We start from the raw sequence: 17,281 nt of genomic DNA, 5'->3' as shown, positions 1-17,281 counted from the left end.
ACGGTCGTGGGCAAGCAGGTCCCGGGCCGCAGCCCCAGATTGCGTGAGGAGTGTGACCCGTGACCGAGGATCTGTGGCCGACCGAGATCCGCCTGTCGGCCGACCGGCGCGTGCTCAACGTCGCCTTCGAGGACGGCGCCCGCTACGCCCTTCCGGCCGAGTACCTGCGGGTCTCGAGTCCCTCCGCCGAGGTGCAGGGCCACTCGCCCCTGGAGCGCAAGGTGATCGGCGGCAAGCGGTCCGTAGCGATCCTGGCGGTGGAGCCGGTGGGTAACTACGCGGTGAAGCTCGGCTTCGACGACATGCACGACACCGGCATCTACGGCTGGGGCTACCTGCACGCGCTGGGCCGCGAGTACGAGGATCGCTGGCAGACCTATCTCGGCGAACTCGCCGAGCGCGGCCTCGACCGCGACACGGCGCGGCAGGTGCCGGTCAAGTCCGGCGGGGGCTGCGGGTCCGGCTCGTGCGGGTGCCATTGAGGGCGGCGCGCAATATACCTCGGACCCGGCGCCGTCTTTGCGAGCGAGAGCGAAGCAATCCAGCAGCGCCACGCCTGTCGAGGACGCGCTGCCCTGGGTCGCTTCGCTCGCGATGACTGCGGGCCGAGCAGAGCCGCGGAAAATAGGCCGGCGGCTTGCATCGCACGACCGTCAGCCTGTCGCTCGGAGCCACCATGGCCTTCACCTGCACCATCCCCGCCACGCCGACGATCCAGCAGGATGACGCCACGGTGCGCATCACCCGCTGGGACTTCCCGCCCGGCGCGGTGACCGGCTGGCACGAGCATGGCTGGCCGTATTTCGTGGTGATGCTGGTGGACGGGGTCCTGCGCGTCCACGACGGCGCGGCGGTCAGCGAGACGGCGCTGGCGGCCGGGCAATCCTACACGCGCCCGGCCGGCATCCGGCACGACGTCATGAACGGCTCCGACCACCCGATCGCGTTCATCGAGATCGAGGTGAAGCGTCCGGACGCGCTGGTCACCCTGCCGGAGACCTGAACGCAGAAGGGCCAGCCTCGCGGCCGGCCCTCCCCCGAAAGTCCCGAAACAATCAGCGCTGGACGACGACCTTCGTGCCGACCTTGGCGCGGGTGTAGAGGTCCGTCACGTCGTCGTTGGTCATGCGGATGCAGCCCGACGAGACGGCGGTGCCGATGGTCTCCGGCTCGTTGGAGCCGTGGATCCGGTAGATCGAGCCGCCGAGATACATCGCGCGGGCGCCCAGCGGGTTCTCGAGGCCGCCCTTCATGTAGCGCGGCAGGTCGGGCCGGCGCTTGAGCATGGTCGACGGCGGACGCCAATCCGGCCACTCGCGCTTCATCGTGATGGTCTGCACGCCGCCCCAGGTGAAGCCCGGGCGGCCGACGCCGACGCCGTAGCGCAGGGCCTGGCCGCCGCCCATCACGTAGTAGAGGCGCCGCTCGGCCGTGGAGACGACGATCGTGCCGGCGCCGTAGGGGCCGTTATACGCCACGACTTCCCGCGGGATCGCCGACATCTGCGGCACCGCCGCATCCTGGTCCATCGGGTCGGCGGTGTTGAGCGCGGCGTTGGCCACCGGCACCGCGACGGTCTCGACGGCCTGCGGGCGCACGCGCACGGTCAGCGCGTCGTTCAGCGGCTGGCGGGTCAGCGGATCGATCTCGTAGGCGAGAGCCGGCGCGGCGCAGGCGGCCACGCCGAAAAGCCCGATCAGGGCGGGGAGAATACGACGCATCAAAGCCTCTCGGGGCAGGCGCAGACTATGGTGGGAACGCGGCGAATACCGGGGCACGATGCCGTGCCGATCCTCGCCAAGGGGTAAACGCTCCCATCCCAAAGCCAAGCCTGAAACCGCCCCGATGGGGCGGTTCCGGAAACCCGTGACTCGATGGCAACACTGTGGCAGCTTGGCCGTAAGACGAGGGACGATTTCCGATCGTCTCGGGTATCAATGCCCTCGATTTGCAGGCGAATTCCCGACCTCAGGCCTCGTCGGCGGCGAGCCAGATGGCCGTCTCCCGGGCGACCGGGCGGAGCGCCGTCGGCGCGGCCGGCAGGCCGCGGATCTGGGCGAGCTCGGCGAGTTCCGGCGCCTGGCGGGTGTCGTCGGCGTTGAGGAACAGGCCCCGGGCCCGGGCGAAGCGGCCGAGATCGGCCCGGCTCGTCCAGACGCTCTGGGCGGGGCTGGTGAGGAGCGCCAGGGCCAGCGGCGCCATCCACAGGGTGAGCCACAGGTTGCCGGCCATCGCCAGGGCGAAGCAGATCAGGCTGCCGACCACGACCGCGTCGGCCTGGAGCCGGAAGGCCTCGGACCAGGAGACCTGCCGGTCGTCTCGGTCCTGCGTCTCCCAGCGCACCACCCGGCCCAGGAAGGTCGAGACCACGGCTCCGGCGGTGAACAGGGTCAGGACCGGCCACAGGACCACCCACACGGCCTGCTCCAGGGCGGCGCTCGCGAGCAGCGCCCGGGTGCCGCCGAAATCCGCGCGCCGCTCCGGGGACGCGAGGACGTGGCCGAGGCTCAGAAGCTTCGGCAGCGCCAGCACGGCGACGCTGAGGGCGGCCAACGCGTGGGCGGCGGCACCCTGTCCGGTCAATCCGTAGGCGAGGAGGCCGAGATCCCCGGTCCGCGCGGCCTGCCAGGCGGCGAGGCCGAGGAAGGCGATCCAGAGAGGCAGCACGCCGTAGGAGAGGATGCCGACCAGCAGGTGCCAGCGGCTCGCGCCGTGCAGGCCGGCCCAGGGCAGGACCCGGAGGTGCTGGAGGTTGCCCTGGCACCAGCGGCGCTCCCGGCCGAGGAGGTCGATGAGGTTGGTGGGCATCTCCTCCCAGGTGCCGCCCATCTCGGGCAGCAGCCGCACCTCCCAGCCGGCGCGCACCATCAGCGCGCCCTCGACGATGTCGTGGCACAGGATCTCGCCGCCCAGCGGCTCCCGGCCCGGCAGCCGGGGGAGCTGCGCGTTCTCCGCGAAGGCCTGGATCCGCAGGATCGCGTTGTGGCCCCAGTAGCTGCCCTCCGGCCCCTGCCAGGTCTCCAGGCAGCGCAAAGCCAAGGGCGCGTAGAGGCGCACGGCGAATTGCTGGATGCGGGCGAACAGGGTGTCCCGGCCCGCCGCGTACGAGACGGTCTGGATCAGGCCGGTGCGGGGGCTCGCCTGCATCAGCCCGACCAGCCGGGTCATGGCCGCGCCGGTCATGAGGCTGTCGGCGTCCAGCACGATCATGAAGGCGTATTCGGCACCGTAGCTGCGGCAGAACTCGCCGATGTTGCCGGCCTTGCGGCCGACATTCTCGGTCCGCCGCCGGTAGCGGATCCGCGGCAGCGCCGGGTCGGCCGCCGCCCAGGCCTGGATGCGGGCGAATTCGTGCTCCTCGACGGCGGCGATCGCGCCGTCGCGCGTGTCGGACAGGACGAAGATGTCGATGGCCTCGGCGTTCGCGCGGGCGAGCGACCGCGCCATCACCCGCAGGCGGGCGAAGACCGCCACCGCATCCTCGGCGTGGATCGCCACCACGGCGGCGGTGCGTCCTTCGCCGGCCGCTACGATCTCCGCATCCTCGGAGCGGCGCTCCAGCGCCGACTTCGCCCGGGTTGCCAGCAGGTCGGCCACGAGGCCGTAGGCGTACTGGCAGGCGACGAAGGCCTGCCAGCCCATGACGAGGCTGAACAGGATGAGCACCGCCCATCCCAGAGGGCTGACCCCGGCCGGGTAGGCCAGCGCCGCGAGCCACGCGAGGCTGCCCGCGGTGACGAGGCTCGGCACTGCCAGGGCGAGGCGCCGGACGCGCAGGACCCGTCCCGCCCGCAGGCCGGTCCAGATCTCCCGAAGCGTCACCGGCGCCGACGGATCGGATAGGGACGGACCCGCGTTCCGGTGCGACGGCTCGGCGGAGGAAGTGACGCGTGAGGACATGGGGCGCGAAGAGATGGGACGAGGGGGCATGGCGCGAGGAACTCGACCGTGGAAGGCTGCCGGCCGCCCCGCCGCCTGAGGCCGGGAACCGATGACCGTGGATACCGATGTGCGGGGTGAGGACACGGAGCCGAGCCGGCCGCACGCGCAGCCGGAAGCCGAACGGATCGATCCCCCCTCCCGACGCCGCATTCTTCGAAACGCCCTGACCGCGGCTGCCGGCACGCTCCTACCTAGCGCGGCCGATCTGAATGGGTCCAGAACGTGGGCCGGGTCGGCGCTTCAGCCGCAGGCGGGCGCGATGACCTTCGAAGTCCTGTCGGCCGAGGCGGCGCGCCGCGCCGCCGCGCCCTACGCGGAGCCGGCCGAGGACCTGCCGCCCGCGCTCGCCGCCCTCGACTATGACGGCTACCGGGCGATCACCTTCCGCCCGGACGAGGGCATCCGGCTCGGCGAGACCTTCAGCGCGCAGCTGTTCCACCGCGGCTTCCTGCAGCGCAAGCGGGTGGCCCTCTACCTTCAGCCCCGCAGCGGAGCCGCGCGCCCGATCCCCTACGCGAGTCGGCTGTTCGATCTGGGCGCGGGACTCGCCGGGCAAAGCTTTGCACCGGATCTCGGCTTCGCAGGCTTCCGCCTGCACTACGCCTCCCCGGAGACGCCGTCCTGGCGGCCGAAAGGATTTCAGGAGGAATTCCTGGTTTTCCTCGGCGCCTCCTACTTCCGTCTGCGGGCCGCGAACCAGGAATACGGTCTCTCGGCCCGCGGCCTCGCCATCGGAACCGGCGCGCCGGAGGGGGAGGAATTCCCCGATTTCGTCGCCCACTGGATCTGCGAGCCGGAGCCCGAAGCCCGCAGCCTGACGGTGCTGTCGCTCCTCGACAGTCCCAGCGTCGCCGGTGCCTACCGGTTCGCCATCACCCCCGGCGACCCGGCCCGCATCGCGGTCACGGCGGAGCTGCATCCGCGCCAAACGGTCGCGAAGCTCGGGCTGGCGCCGCTCACCAGCATGTTCCTGTATGGCGAGAACGGGCCCGGTGCCCGGGACGCCAAGCCGGTCGACGATTTCCGGCCGCAGGTGCACGACTCGGACGGGCTGTGCGTCGCTTCCGGTGCCGGTGCCGGTGTCGATCCGGCGCGGATCGACCGGATCTGGCGGCCGCTCGTCAACGGGCGCGCGCAGCCGCAGATCTCGGCCTTCGCGGCTGCGCCGCTCGCGGGCTTCGGCCTGCTCCAGCGGCAGCGGAATTTTGCCGCCTATCTGGATGTCGAGGCGCGCCAGGAAGCGCGGCCCGGCCTGTGGGTGTCGCCGGAGGCCGGCGGCTCTGCCTTCGCGGCGGGCGCCGTGCAACTCTACGAGATCCCCTCGGTCGAGGAGTACATGGACAACATCGTGGCGGCCTTCGTGCCGGCGGCCGCGGCTCAGCCGGGCGCGCCCCTGCGGCTCGCCTACGGCCTGACCACCGTCGGAGCGGAGCCCGTCGCGGCGATTCCCGAGGCGGCCCTCGCGCGGGTCACCTCGACCCGGTTCGGCTCGGCGGAGCGGCTGCGTCCCACGAAGCCGCCAAGTCCGCAGCGGCGGCTCTGCGTGATCGACTTCGAGGGGCCGAGCCTGCCGCACGGCCCTGACGATGCGATCTCGGTGGATGTCTCGGCCAGTGCGGGCACGATGCACGAGCCGGTGGCCAATTTCGTGCCGCAGACCGGCGGATGGCGCATCTACGTCGAGTGGCGGCCGCCGGAGCCGCTCCCGGCGGGCGACGTGGTGCTGCGCGCCCGGCTGATCCGCGGAACTATGCCGCTCAGCGAGACCTGGGACGCCGTGGTCTAGATGCCGTCATCGCGAGCGCAGCGAAGCGACGCAGGGTAGCGTGACCACGGTGAGCGCGGCGCTTCCGGATGGCTTCGCTCAGCGCAGAGACGAGGCGACTCAAGCCGTGCGGCGCTCCTGCTCCAGGCGGCGCGCCAAGCGGGTCTCACCATAGACCTCGCTCAACCGGCGCCGGGCAGCGGAGACGGGGGGGGCCTGCCGCTCGTCGTGAGCAGCGGCGATGACGCGCAGGGCGGCGGCGACCGACCGCTCCATGCGGCGCTCGGCCTGGACGGCCGCGTCCCGGTTTGGGTCGAGCATCTGATGGTCCCTTGTGCTGAGCCGGACCCAGCCCTCTGGCGGGGCGGTGATCGGCGGCGCAGGCAGGGTCCACCTCGGGCTTGACGGTATCAAGGCAGCTTGGCCGTAAGCTGTGGACAGCTTCACCGCAGCTCCTCGTGCCACGTCCGGCCGTCGCGCTCGATCAGCGCGATGGCGGCCGTCGGCCCCCAGCTCCCGGCGGGATAGGGCCGCGGTGCCTCCGGCCGGTCGGCCCAGGCCTTGAGCACGCCGTCCGCCCAGGCCCAGGCGGCCTCGACCTCGTCGCGGCGCATGAACAGGGTGGCGTTGCCCCGCACCACATCCATCAGCAGCCGCTCATAGGCGTCCGGGTAGCGCTGCTTGAAGGTCTCCTCGAACGAGATGTCGAGATCGGTGGGGCGCAGGCGCAGGCCGCCGGGCCCCGGATCCTTGGTCATCACCTCGAGCTTCATGCCCTCCTGCGGCTGCAGGCGGATGACGAGGCGATTCGGCTCGCGGCCGAAAGCCTCCTCGGGGAAGATCGAGAACGGCGAGGCGCGGAACTGCACCACGATCTCCGAGAGCTTCCGCGGCAGGCGCTTGCCGGTGCGGAGATAGAACGGCACGCCGGCCCAGCGCCCCGACTGGATCTCGACCTTCATGGCCACGAAGGTCTCGGTCCGGCTCTCGTGGCCGAGTTCGGCGAGGTAGCCCTCCACGGGTTGCCCGTCGACCGCGCCGGCCACGTACTGGCCGCGGACCGTGGCAGACTGGATGTCGTGGGCGGTGATCGGCTTCAGGGCGCGCAGCACCTTCAGCTTCTCGTCGCGGACGGAGTTCGCCTCGAGATTGAGCGGACTTTCCATGGCGGTGAGGCAGAGCAACTGCAGGATGTGGTTCTGCAGCATGTCGCGCATGGCGCCCGACGTGTCGTAGTAGCCGGCGCGGCCCTCGACGCCGACCGTCTCGGCCACGGTGATCTGGACATGGTCGATCACGTCCGAGGTCCAGAGCCGCTCGAAGATGGTGTTGGCGAAGCGCAAGCTGAGCAGGTTCTGGACCGTCTCCTTGCCGAGATAGTGGTCGATCCGGAAGATCTGCGACTCGGGGAAGACTTCGCCCACGGCGTCGTTGATGGCCTTGGCGGATTTGAGATCCTTGCCGATCGGCTTCTCCAGCACGACGCGGGATTTCGCGCCGACCAGCCCGTGGGCAGCGAGGTTGCGGCAGATCGAGCCGTAGAGGTCGGGCGAGGTGGCGAGATAGTAGGGTCGCACTTGATCGGGCCGCTCGTCGAGCTTGGCCACGAGGTCCCCCCACCCGCTCTCGCCGGCGCCGTCCACCGCCACGTAGTCCACGTGGGCGAGGAACCGGGCGAGGGCGTCCTCGGTCAGGTCGGCGGCGGGCACGAAGCGCTTGAGGGCGTCGCGCGCGTGTTCGCGAAAGGCGTCGACGGACAGCTCGGAGCGCGAGGCGCCGATGATCCGGCTGGTGTCCGGGATCTGACCGTCCCGGAAGCGGTAGAACAGGGCGGGCAGAAGCTTTCGCGCGGTCAGATCGCCGGTCGCGCCGAACACGACGCAGTCGAAGGAGGCGACGGGGATGATCGTGGCCAAGGGCGGCTCCCGGTTGGCGTGCGCTGACTCGTGCGGTTGCTGCGTCGCACTCACGTAACCTGGGTGCAAGGGTCTCGCCAGAGGAGAGGTAAGGCCGGGGGCAATCGAGAGGTCCCAGGTTCGCGGACCGCTCCGTCTTTGCGAGCGCAGCGAAGCAACCCAGTGCTCCGCGCCAGCGACGAGGGAGCACGATGCGTGAGCCGGCGGTCTCCATCATGGCCAGTCGCCGAAATGGTACGCTCTACACGGGCGTGACCGCCAACCTCGCAAGACGAGTCTACGAGCACCGCGAAGCGCTCCTTCCGGGCTTCACCAGCCGGTACGCCTGCAAGCGCCCGGTCTGGTACGAAGGTCACCCGACGATGGCCGAGGCGATCACGCCCGAGAAGCAGATCAAGGCGGGATCCCGGAAGGACAAGCTCGCGCTGATCGAGGCGATGGATCCGGACTGGCGCGACCTGTATCTCGATCTCGCGTGAACACACTGAGCGTCGCGCTACCATGGGTTGCTTCGCTGCGCTCGCAGAGACGGTGGGTTTAGCGGCGCCTATCCCGCCATGAACCGCTTGAACGCCTCGGCATGATCCGGATGCCAGCGCGACAGGGCGGGTCGGTTCTCGATGATGTCGCCGGCCGCCCAGGCGATCCGCTTCTCGTCCTGCCCGCGGGTGGTCTCGTTGTCGGGACAGAGGATGTAGAAGTCGCCCGCCGCCAGACGCTCCAGCATGAAGGTGACCGTCTCCTCCGGCGTCCACGCCCCCGCGGGCTTCTCGGCGACGCCGCGGGCCTTGGTCAGCCCGGTATAGACGAAGCCCGGGATCAGAAGATGCGCGGTGGTCTGGCAGCCCTCCCGGCTGCGCAGCTCGTGGGCGAGCGCCTCGGTGACCGCCTTCACCCCCGCCTTCGAGACGTTGTAGGGCGCGTTGCCCGGGGGCGTGGTGATGCCCTGCTTCGAGCCGGTCACGATGATCGCGCCGGGCTTGCCCCCGTCGATCATGCCGGGCGCGAAGGCGTGGATGCCGTTGACCACGCCGCCGAGGTTGGTGCCCAGGATCCGCGCCCAGGTGTCCGCGTCGGAGAACAGCTTCCCGCCGGCCTCGATCCCGGCGTTCAGCATCACGACGGCGGGCGGGCCGGCCTTCGCGACACCGGCGGCCAGGGCTTCCACGGCCTCCCGGTCCGAGACGTCGGCGGGGACCGCGCGGATTTCCACGGCGGCGAGTTCGGCCACCGCGGCCCGGGCCGCCTCCAGCGCCGGCCCTGGCCGGTCGACGAGCCAGACGTTCATGCCGGCCCGCGCGAAGGCCTGCGCCGCGGCGAGCCCGATGCCGCTCGCCCCCCCGGTGACGACCGCGCTGCGGCCGGGGCTGATGGCGGGGTGCTGACTCATGACACGGTCCTCGGCTGGATGGCGCCCTTCAGATGGGGCAAACCGTGATGAAGGCGAGTTGGGGATGCCGCCGGCTCCGGCAGACGGCGCGGATCGCATCCGGCGCCGGCCCGTGCTCTGGTGGCCGGTGATCGCGCCACGAACGCCCCGCCGAAGGCCAGCCCCAACCGCAGGACCCGGCATGCCGACCTTTCCGAGCCGCCGGTCCCTGCTCGCCGGCGCCGCCTGCGCCGGGCTCGCCTCGGCGGCGCGGGCCGCGAGCCCGACCGGATTCGGGCCGCTCGGCCGTCCGTCCTGGTCGGGCGACAGCCTCCAGGCGGCCGCGACCGCCAAGGGGCTGATGTACGGCTGCGAGGTGCCGTTCCACCGCTTCGAGGCCACGCCGGCCTATCGGCAGGCGGTGGCGCGGGAATGCGGCCTCCTCGTCTGCGGCACCGAGATGAAGATGGAGGAGGTGCTGCCCGCGCCGGGCCAGACCGATTTCGCCCGCGGCGACGCCATCCTGCGCTTCGCCCGCGCCAACGGCCAGCGCATGCGGGGCCACACCCTGGTCTGGCACGCCGCGCTGCCGCCCTGGGTCGCCCCGCTCCTCGGCCGGGCCACCCCGACCCAGGCCGAGGACTTCCTGCGGCGCTGGATCGAGACCGTGGCGGGGCATTACCGCGGCCAGATCGTCGCCTGGGACGTGGTCAACGAGATCCTCGGCAACGAGGCCGATCCGGACCGGGGCGGAGGCCTGCGCGACTCGCCCTGGCTCGCCTCGATCGGGCCCGGCTACGTGGACCTCGCCTTCCGGATCCTGCACGAGACCGACCCGGCCGCCGCCGGGACCTGGAACGAGGACGCGGTGGAGCAGGGCGTGCCCTGGATGGAGGCCAAGCGCACCAAGGTCCTGCGCCGGCTGGAAGCGATGCGGTCGCGCAACGTGCCGATCCGGCGCTTCGGCCTGCAGTCGCACCTCACCAGCACAATCCCGATCGACCAGGGCCAGCTCCGGCGCTTCCTGCGGGAGATCGGCCAGATGGGTCTCGGTATCGCGATCACCGAACTCGACATCGACGACCGCGCCTTCCCGTCCGACGTGGCGACCCGCGACCGGATGGTGGCCGACTTCGCCCGGCGCTTCCTCGACGTGGTGCTGGACGAGCCCGCCACGCTCGACGTCGTCACCTGGGACATCTACGACCCGGACACGTGGCTGAACGACCACCCCTACCGCAAGCGGCCCGACGGCCTGTTGCAGCGGGCGCTGCCGCTCGATGCTGCGTTCCGGCGCAAGCCCCTCTGGCACGCGATGAAGGCGGCCTTCGAGGCCGCGCCGGACCACAGGGCGGCGCGGGACACGCTCAGGCGGGCGTGACGCCGGCCCGGCGGGCGCCGTCCGCCAGCACCGGCTCGGGCGGACGGTCCGCCAGGAGCCGGCGCCGCAGCCGCGCGCAGGGGCGCTCGACGAGGCCGTACATGGCCCAGCACCAGAGCAGCGTGACGGGGAAGGCGGCCAGCATGAGCGGGAGCCCATGCAGCCCGGGGCTCAGGTGCAGCACGAGCGCCACCACGGTCATGTGCGCGAGGTAGAAGCTGTAGGACCAGAGCCCGAGCTGGCGCATCGGCCGGCTGGCGAGCAGTCGCACCGCCGGCCCCTCCCCGTGCAGCAGGTAGGCGAAGGGCATGAACAGGGCCGCGCTCTGGAGCGTGTAGCGCATGCTCTCGCGGAAGGCGGGATCGCGCACCGCGAGCGTGCCGAGGATGACCGCGAGGCTCAGCGCCACGTGCCACGCCCTGGGCCGCCACGCCCGGTCGGCCGGGATCACCGGGTTGTTCCACAGGCCCAGGCAGCAGCCGAACAGGATCGCGTCGATGCGGGTGTGGGTCCAGCTGTAGTTCAAGCTGTAGTCCGGCAGCCGCCAGACGTTGAGGCACCGGATCGCCAGCACCGCCGCGCAGACGCCCAGGCAGGCGAGCGCGGCCCGGCGCGGTCGCAGGCGGCCGAGCCACAGGACATAGGCCAGAGGGAAGACGAGGTAGAAGTGCTCCTCGATGGCGAGGCTCCACAGGGGCACCGGCAGCACCGCCTCGGTGCCGAACAGGCCGGGATAGTTGGTCAGGAACGTCGCCTGCCCCAGCACCGCCGCCGGCGCGACTTCCATCCAGTCGAGGAGACCCGCCGCGTAGAGCAACCCGGAGACCAGCAGGGTCAAGTACATCGGCGGCAGGATGCGCAAGGTCCGCCGCAGGTAGAAGGCGGGGAGCGACACGCCGCCGGCCCGCGCCCGCTCGATCCGCAGCAGCGTGGTGATCAGGTAGCCGCTGAGGAAGAAGAACACCGTGACGCCGAAGCCGCCCGGCACCACGTGGCTGTAGCCGCAATGGGCCGCGAACACGATCAGGATGGCGAGCGCGCGCACCCCGTCGAGCTGCGGCAGGTAGGGCATGGCCGAGGGACGCGGGTCTTCGGGATCCGGCATGGCGGGGGCCGATCTCCTGTTGGGGCCTGTCTGGCCGTGTCGGGTCCGCCCTACGGTTTGCGCGTGGCGGCCTCGGTCGAAGCGGCCCCGGTCATCACGTTCGCAGCGTAGGATCCAGGGCAGCGCGCCGCCTGGACCGCTCCGTTCCGCGCGCAACGACGGCGGTACCGAGGCCAGCACATCACGAAATGTATAAGCGCCCTTTTCGCGCCGGCCGACATCCACACGAAGTCTCAGGCGGATGAACCAATCGCAGGATGGTGAATCCGGGCCGGCAACCACCATTTCGAGCGGAGGAGATTGGTAACCACGGCAGCCCATCATCCCGGCCGACCGCGCCGACCCGGGCGCCGTCGGGAGTGTCGCGTATGGTCCCGGTCCAATCCCGCCGTCATCTTCGCCCGCGCGCCGCGTTCGGCGCGGGCCTGTCGCTGCTGACGCTGCTCGCCGCCGTGGATGCACGGGCCCAGGCGGTGGGCGTAGGCGCGCCGACGGGTGGCCCGAACGCAGCGCCGTCGCCGGCGCCGTCGCTGTCCGCCCCAGCCGCCCCGCCGCCCGTGCTTCCAGCTCCTGCACCGGAGGCCGCGGTCGCCAAGGGGCAGGAGGCCAAGGGGCAAGAGGCGAAGGGGCAGGAGGCGAAGGGGCAGGAGGCGAAGGGGCAGGAGGCGAAGCCGCAGGAGATCGCGAAGCCGCAGGAGGCGAAGCGACCGGAGGCGCCCCCCGCCGAGCCCAGATCCGCGGAGGTGCCTGAGGCGCGGCCTGCCCCCGGCAAGCCGCAGGAAGCAGCCAAGGAAGCCGTCAAGAAGACGCGCGAGCCTGCGCCCCTGGTCTACGCCAAGGTCTCCGCCGATCCGAACCCGACGCTCACCGCGCGCACGTTCCTCGATACCCTCCGGGCTGCCGAGCGCTACGCGGCTTTCGCGGAAGCCGGCGGATGGGAGCGGTTGCCGGAGGATCTCGCGCGCCTGAAGCCGGGCGAGCGCAGCCCGGCCATTCCGGCGCTGCGCCACCACCTGACCCTCACCGGCGACCTGCCCGCGGACGCACCGCCGAGCGATCGCCTCGACCCGCCGCTGGTGGCGGCGATCTCGGCCTTCCAGGCCCGCCACGGCCTGCCCGACAGCGGTATCCTTGGCCGGCTCACCATCAACGCGCTGAACGTGCCGGCCGAGACACGCCAGCGCCAGCTCTCCGCCTCCGCGGCGCGGCTGATGGGCTCGAAGTTCCCGTTCGGCGAGCGCTACGTCGTCGTCAACATCCCGTCGGCCGCCGTCGAGGCCGTGGAGAACGGCGCGGTGGCGCGCCGCTACGTGGCGGTGGTCGGCTCCCCCGACAAGGCGACGCCTGCCGTCGAGACCCGGATCACCGACATCAACTTCAATCCGACCTGGACCGTCCCGGCCTCGGTGGTGAAGAACGAGATCATCCCGCAGATGCGCAAGAACCCGGGCTACCTCGCCCGGAACCACATCCGCATCCTGGGCCCGACCGGCGAGGTGGACCCGACTCATATCGACTGGGCCGGCGACAAGGCCGTCAACTACATGCTGCGCCAGGATTCCGGCTTCGACAATTCGCTCGGCCAGGTACGGATCGACATGCCGAACCGCTTTGCCGTCTACATGCATGACACCCCGGCGAAGTCGCTGTTCGCCGCGAGCGTGCGCTTCCACAGCCACGGCTGCGTCCGGGTCGGCCAGGTCAAGGAGCTGGTCGGCTGGCTCCTGCAGGGCACGGACGGGCCGAACGGTCCCGGCACGACCTGGGGACCGATCGAGATCGAGACCGGCATCGCCGACGGGGAGCGGCGCGACATCAAGCTCGTCAAGCCGGTGCCGGTGACCTTCGTGTACCTCACGGGCTACGCCACGCCCGACGGCAAGGCGCATTTCCGCGACGACATCTACAAGCTCGATGTGCCGGCCGGCGAGCCCGCGGCGACGGGGGCCATCCCGCCGGCGGCCCCCGGCCCCGCCGCCTCGCCCGTCGCGAAGGCGTCCCTGGGCGCTCCGTCGGTGAAGCCAGCCGCTGTTACCAGGCCTGCGCCGAAGCCTCCGAAGCCCCGGTCCTCGGCGGCATCCGGTAGTTTGGAATCAATCGAACCCATCCGCTAAACCCAACCCAGCCATGTGTTTCCTGACCCAGAGGAACAATGGATCCGGCCGTTCATTGGCGGGATGAGAGCGCGGCCGCACGTCCCCGGGACATCTGGAGAGGCTCCCCGGCGCGCAGCTCCGCACCAGCCGATTGGAGACGACCATGGCCAAGGCCAAGCCGAGCAGCCGCTTCGAGAGCGCACGGCTCAACACCCCGACGGATCTCGATCCGAACGACGTCAAGAAGATCGCCGAGGGTCTGACGATCCTCAGCTCCGACCTGTTCGCCCTCTACATCAAGACCAAGAACTTCCACTGGCACATGAGCGGCCCGCATTTCCGCGACTATCACCTGCTGTTGGACGAGCAGTCGGAGCAGATCTTCGGGATCATTGATGCCGTCAACGAGCGGGCCCGGAAGATCGGCGGCACGGTGCTGCGGTCGCTCGGCCAGGCCAAGAGCCTGACGCGCGTGCCCGACAACGATGCCGAGTACGTCTCGCCCCTCGAGATGCTCAAGGAGCTGCGCGACGACAACAAGGCGCTGACCGCCCACATGCGCGAGCTTCACGGGGTTACCGACGAGGCCGACGACGTGGCGACCACCTCGCAGCTCGAGGAGTGGATCGACCAGTCCGAGGAGCGCACGTGGTTCCTCTACGAGATTACCCGCGACGCGACCGACAGCGGCCACTGAGCTGCTTCATGCGGGCAGAGCTTCGGGACGGCAATCTGGGACGCCTCCCTTCCTCGGATGCCACGCTCACCGTCGTTCCGGGCGCCACAGGCGAGCCCGGAACCCGGAAACACCGCCTTGGCGAGAGACTGACGCGTCGGCGGGTCTGGATCCCGGGTTCCGCTCCGCGGCCCCGGGATGACGACGGGGCCTTGGCGACTGGAGCACATCACACCCCCGCCAGATCCAGCCGCACTTTCACCAAGCCCGGATCCTCCGGGTCCCGCCCCTGCGCGAAGCCGAGACGCCGGCAGACGGCCAGCATCGGCCTGTTCTCGGAGAGCACCGTTCCCTCGACCCGGCCGATGCCCTCGGAGCGCGCCCAGTCGATCATCAGGCGCATGAGGGCGAAGGCGAGGCCCGTGCCGCGGACATCGCGGCCGACGGCGATGGCGTACTCGCCGCTCTCGTGATTGGCGTCGGCGTGCAGCCGCACCGCGCCCAGCATCCGTTCGCCTCCCTGCGGCTCCTTCTCGGTGGCCACGAACGCGATGGCGCGGGCGTAGTCGAGCTGTGTCAGCCGCGCCAGGAATGCGTGGCTGAACGCGCGCACCGGCCCGAAGAAGCGCAGCCGCAGATCCTCTGGATCGAGTCCCTGGAAGAAGGTCAGGAACAGCCCCTCGTCCTCCGGCCGCACGGGCCGCACGCAGACGGTGCGGTCCTTGAGGTTGAGGGTCCGCACCCACTCCACCGGATAGGGTCGGATGGCGAAATGCGGGTGCCCACGGCCGTGCCGCCCCCGCTCGGCGCGCGCGATCCGCACCCGGGCGTCGAGCGCGACCACGCCGGTCTCGTCGGCCAGCAGCGGGTTGATGTCGAGTTCGCGCACCTGCGGGAGGTCGGCGGCGAGCTGGGACAGCTTCACCAGCGTCAGCGCGATGGCCGGCAGATCGGCCGCCGGCACGTCGCGGTAGGCTTCGAGCCGCCGCGCCACCCGGGTGCGGCCGATGAGGTCGCGGGCCAGGGTGAGGTCCAGCGGCGGCAGGCCGAGCGCCCGGTCGTCGATCACCTCCACCGCCGTGCCGCCGCGCCCGAACACCACCACGGGACCGAAAACCGGATCCTCGGCGAGCCCCGCGATGAGTTCGCGGCGCTGGCCCCGGCGGACCATGGGCTGCACGGCGAAACCGGTCACCCGGGCATCCGGCCGCTCCCGGCGCGCCCGGGCCAGGATGCGGCGCGCCGCCTCGCGGACGTCGGCCTCGCTGGTCAGGTCGAGATGGACGCCGCCGATATCGGACTTGTGCACGATATCGGGGGAGACGACCTTGAGCGCCACGGTGCCGCCCGCCGCGATGATCGGCCAGGCCGCGGCCGCGGCGGCCTCCTTGTCGGGGGCGAGGGTGATCGGCACTGTGGGGATCCCGTAGGCCTCCAGCAGGCCGTTCACCGCGATCGGGTCGAGCCATGCCGCCCCCTGCCGCAGGGCACCCGCGACGATCGTGCGGGCGCGGGCCGTGTCGGGGGAGAAGTCCCGCGGCAGCGAGTCCGGCGTGCGCATCAGGTCGTCCTGCGCCTCGCGATAGCGCACGAGGTGCAGGAAGCCCTCGATCGCCTCGGAATCGGTGGTGAAATGCGGGATCCCGGCCTCGGCGAAGGCGTCGCGCGCCGCCTCGGCATCGCCCAGGCAGACCGCGAAGACCGGCTTCTTGCGCGTCTGTCCGGCGCGGGCGGCCTTGACCGTCCCGGCAATGGCGCTGGCCACGGCGCCGGCCTCAGAGCGGGCGGTGGGGACGTGGATCGCCAGGACCGCGTCGCTGACCCGGTCGGTCAGCAGGGGCTCCAACGCCGCCGCGAAGGCCGGTCCCGCCGCGTCGATGCCGAGATCGAGGGGATTGCCCGCCGGCCGGCCCTCCGCCGCGGCGATCCCCGCCAGGGTGCCGGACCGCTCGATCAGACGGTCGGCGGCGAGGAGTCCGATGCCACGGCCGTTCGACACGATCGCAAGCCGGTCACCGGGGAACGGGCGCTGCCGCCCCAAGGTCTCCACGGCGGAGAACATCTCGTCGAGGTCCTGCACGGCCAGCAGGCCGGCCCGCCGGAAGGCGGCGGCGTAGACCGCGTCCGGCCGCGCCAGCGCGCCCGTGTGGGTGACGGCCGCGCGCGTGTCGGGCCGGTGGCGGCCGGCGCGCAGGACCACCACGGGCTTGGCGCGGGCGGCGGCGCGGGCGGCCGACATGAAGCGCCGGGCATCCGCGACTCGGTCGAGGCAGAGCAGGATCGCGCGGGTGCGGTGGTCGGCGGCGAAGTGATCGAGGCAATCGGCCACGCCGATGTCGAGGACGCTGCCCAAGGACAGGACGGCGGAGAAGCCCGTGCCGTGGCGCGCGCCCCACTCCACGATGGCGGCCGCCACCGTGCCGGATTGCGACACCAGTGCCAGATCGCCCGCGTTGGGGGCGTGGGCGAATAGGCTGGCGTTGAGCCGGGCGCCGGGCACCGCGAGGCCGGCGCTGTCGGGACCGAGGAGGCGCAAGCCCTGCGCGCGGGCGATCCGGTGGGCGGCCGGCCCGGGATCGTCCGGCCCTGAGCCGAGTCGCGCCGTGAGGATCACCGCGGCACCAGCCCCGGCAGCCGCCGCCTGGGCGACCACCTCGGGCACGTTCGGAGGCGGCACCGCGATCAGGACGAGATCCGGCACGGCAGGCAGGTCGGCGATCTGCGGCACGCAGGCGAGGCCGTCGACGTGCGCGTGGCCGGGCTGGATCGGCAGGATCGCGCCCGGAAAGCCGGCGCCGCGCAGGGAGTCCAGCACGCTGCGGCCCAGGGAGCCCTCGCGCGCCACCGCCCCGACCAGCGCGATGGAGCGCGGCGCGAGCAGCTTGTCGAACCGGTAGGTGCTCACGGCCGGCCACTCATGGGGCCGCCGTCACGGGGTAGAGCCCCGCAAACCGCGCGTGCCGACGTGCATGTGGTGGTCCTTCGCTGTCGGCGAGATCGCACGGGATCACGCGGGATCCCTCGAGCCGCT

At 71.5% G+C, this 17,281-nt stretch carries 14 protein-coding genes; 7 read left to right on the top strand and 7 right to left on the bottom strand.

Annotation, left to right across the window (positions count from 1 at the left end; all coding sequences use genetic code 11):
- The first annotated feature begins 59 nt into the window (after window positions 1–59).
- Together MMSR116_RS10040 and MMSR116_RS10035 are read left to right on the top strand one after the other, a co-directional pair.
- The gene (locus tag MMSR116_RS10040) at window positions 60–482 is read left to right on the top strand and encodes a gamma-butyrobetaine hydroxylase-like domain-containing protein (RefSeq protein WP_010685005.1); all 423 of its coding nucleotides are present in this window, start codon (window positions 60–62) and stop codon (window positions 480–482) included.
- Window positions 483–676: 194 nt separating this feature from the next.
- On the top strand, window positions 677–1,003 hold the full coding sequence (locus MMSR116_RS10035) for a cupin domain-containing protein (RefSeq protein WP_039893809.1): 327 nt from the start codon (window positions 677–679) through the stop codon (window positions 1,001–1,003).
- A gap of 52 nt (window positions 1,004–1,055) precedes the next feature.
- Here the strand turns inward: MMSR116_RS10035 and MMSR116_RS10030 are convergent, their stop codons facing one another.
- Both MMSR116_RS10030 and mdoH read right to left on the bottom strand, forming a co-directional pair.
- Window positions 1,056–1,721: a L,D-transpeptidase gene (locus MMSR116_RS10030; RefSeq protein WP_010685003.1), complete on the bottom strand. Its 666-nt coding sequence runs from the start codon at window positions 1,719–1,721 to the stop codon at window positions 1,056–1,058.
- A gap of 247 nt (window positions 1,722–1,968) precedes the next feature.
- Window positions 1,969–3,900: a glucans biosynthesis glucosyltransferase MdoH gene (gene mdoH, locus MMSR116_RS10025; protein ID WP_010685002.1), complete on the bottom strand. Its 1,932-nt coding sequence runs from the start codon at window positions 3,898–3,900 to the stop codon at window positions 1,969–1,971.
- Window positions 3,901–4,201: 301 nt separating this feature from the next.
- On the opposite strand from mdoH, the gene MMSR116_RS10020 reads away from it, so the two are divergent.
- Window positions 4,202–5,728: a glucan biosynthesis protein gene (locus tag MMSR116_RS10020; RefSeq protein ID WP_039893732.1), complete on the top strand. Its 1,527-nt coding sequence runs from the start codon at window positions 4,202–4,204 to the stop codon at window positions 5,726–5,728.
- 99 nt (window positions 5,729–5,827) lie between these two features.
- Here MMSR116_RS10020 and MMSR116_RS10015 read toward each other — a convergent pair whose 3' ends face one another.
- Complete coding sequence (locus MMSR116_RS10015; protein WP_010685000.1) at window positions 5,828–6,028, bottom strand: hypothetical protein; 201 nt, start codon at window positions 6,026–6,028, stop codon at window positions 5,828–5,830.
- 122 nt (window positions 6,029–6,150) lie between these two features.
- On the bottom strand, window positions 6,151–7,623 hold the full coding sequence (zwf, locus tag MMSR116_RS10010; protein WP_010684999.1) for a glucose-6-phosphate dehydrogenase: 1,473 nt from the start codon (window positions 7,621–7,623) through the stop codon (window positions 6,151–6,153).
- A gap of 191 nt (window positions 7,624–7,814) precedes the next feature.
- Here zwf and MMSR116_RS10005 point away from each other — a divergent pair, with 191 nt between their 5' ends.
- Entirely contained in the window at window positions 7,815–8,102 is a 288-nt protein-coding gene (locus tag MMSR116_RS10005) for a GIY-YIG nuclease family protein (RefSeq protein WP_010684998.1), read from the top strand.
- Between the two features lie 68 nt (window positions 8,103–8,170).
- Here MMSR116_RS10005 and MMSR116_RS10000 read toward each other — a convergent pair whose 3' ends face one another.
- A complete protein-coding gene (locus MMSR116_RS10000; protein ID WP_010684997.1) occupies window positions 8,171–9,013 on the bottom strand; it encodes an SDR family NAD(P)-dependent oxidoreductase in 843 nt (280 codons plus the stop codon).
- A gap of 181 nt (window positions 9,014–9,194) precedes the next feature.
- Between MMSR116_RS10000 and MMSR116_RS09995 the strand changes: the two genes are divergently transcribed.
- Window positions 9,195–10,373 (top strand): endo-1,4-beta-xylanase, encoded by a 1,179-nt coding sequence (locus tag MMSR116_RS09995; protein WP_010684996.1) that lies wholly within the window; start codon window positions 9,195–9,197, stop codon window positions 10,371–10,373.
- On the opposite strand, the gene MMSR116_RS09990 is transcribed toward MMSR116_RS09995, so the two are convergent.
- Complete coding sequence (locus MMSR116_RS09990) at window positions 10,360–11,478, bottom strand: acyltransferase family protein (protein ID WP_010684995.1); 1,119 nt, start codon at window positions 11,476–11,478, stop codon at window positions 10,360–10,362. The two genes, MMSR116_RS09995 and MMSR116_RS09990, sit on opposite strands and share 14 nt — an antisense overlap.
- Before the next feature lie 368 nt (window positions 11,479–11,846).
- Here MMSR116_RS09990 and MMSR116_RS09985 point away from each other — a divergent pair, with 368 nt between their 5' ends.
- Together MMSR116_RS09985 and MMSR116_RS09980 are read left to right on the top strand one after the other, a co-directional pair.
- On the top strand, window positions 11,847–13,592 hold the full coding sequence (locus MMSR116_RS09985) for a L,D-transpeptidase family protein (protein ID WP_010684994.1): 1,746 nt from the start codon (window positions 11,847–11,849) through the stop codon (window positions 13,590–13,592).
- A 145-nt stretch (window positions 13,593–13,737) separates the two neighbouring features.
- A complete protein-coding gene (locus MMSR116_RS09980; RefSeq protein ID WP_010684993.1) occupies window positions 13,738–14,271 on the top strand; it encodes a Dps family protein in 534 nt (177 codons plus the stop codon).
- A 208-nt stretch (window positions 14,272–14,479) separates the two neighbouring features.
- On the opposite strand, the gene MMSR116_RS09975 is transcribed toward MMSR116_RS09980, so the two are convergent.
- Complete coding sequence (locus MMSR116_RS09975) at window positions 14,480–17,155, bottom strand: bifunctional acetate--CoA ligase family protein/GNAT family N-acetyltransferase (RefSeq protein WP_010684992.1); 2,676 nt, start codon at window positions 17,153–17,155, stop codon at window positions 14,480–14,482.
- Window positions 17,156–17,281 lie beyond the last annotated feature (126 nt).

It is taken from the genome of Methylobacterium mesophilicum SR1.6/6 (assembly GCF_000364445.2).
Lineage (GTDB): Bacteria > Pseudomonadota > Alphaproteobacteria > Rhizobiales > Beijerinckiaceae > Methylobacterium > Methylobacterium mesophilicum_A.
Note: the sequence above shows the minus strand (reverse complement) of the source record. Positions and strands in the feature narration are given on the sequence as shown.

Bases quoted from the DNA above. Each gene is read 5' to 3' on its own strand.
- MMSR116_RS10035 (WP_039893809.1), top strand. From the start codon at position 677: ATGGCCTTCACCTGCACCATCCCCGCCACGCCGACGATCCAGCAGGAT.
- MMSR116_RS10000 (WP_010684997.1), bottom strand. From the start codon at position 9,013: ATGAGTCAGCACCCCGCCATCAGCCCCGGCCGCAGCGCGGTCGTCACC.
- MMSR116_RS10015 (WP_010685000.1), bottom strand. From the start codon at position 6,028: ATGCTCGACCCAAACCGGGACGCGGCCGTCCAGGCCGAGCGCCGCATG.
- MMSR116_RS10030 (WP_010685003.1), bottom strand. From the start codon at position 1,721: ATGCGTCGTATTCTCCCCGCCCTGATCGGGCTTTTCGGCGTGGCCGCC.
- MMSR116_RS10005 (WP_010684998.1), top strand. From the start codon at position 7,815: ATGCGTGAGCCGGCGGTCTCCATCATGGCCAGTCGCCGAAATGGTACG.
- mdoH (WP_010685002.1), bottom strand. From the start codon at position 3,900: ATGTCCTCACGCGTCACTTCCTCCGCCGAGCCGTCGCACCGGAACGCG.
- MMSR116_RS09985 (WP_010684994.1), top strand. From the start codon at position 11,847: ATGGTCCCGGTCCAATCCCGCCGTCATCTTCGCCCGCGCGCCGCGTTC.
- MMSR116_RS10020 (WP_039893732.1), top strand. From the start codon at position 4,202: ATGACCTTCGAAGTCCTGTCGGCCGAGGCGGCGCGCCGCGCCGCCGCG.
- MMSR116_RS09995 (WP_010684996.1), top strand. From the start codon at position 9,195: ATGCCGACCTTTCCGAGCCGCCGGTCCCTGCTCGCCGGCGCCGCCTGC.
- MMSR116_RS09980 (WP_010684993.1), top strand. From the start codon at position 13,738: ATGGCCAAGGCCAAGCCGAGCAGCCGCTTCGAGAGCGCACGGCTCAAC.
- MMSR116_RS09990 (WP_010684995.1), bottom strand. From the start codon at position 11,478: ATGCCGGATCCCGAAGACCCGCGTCCCTCGGCCATGCCCTACCTGCCG.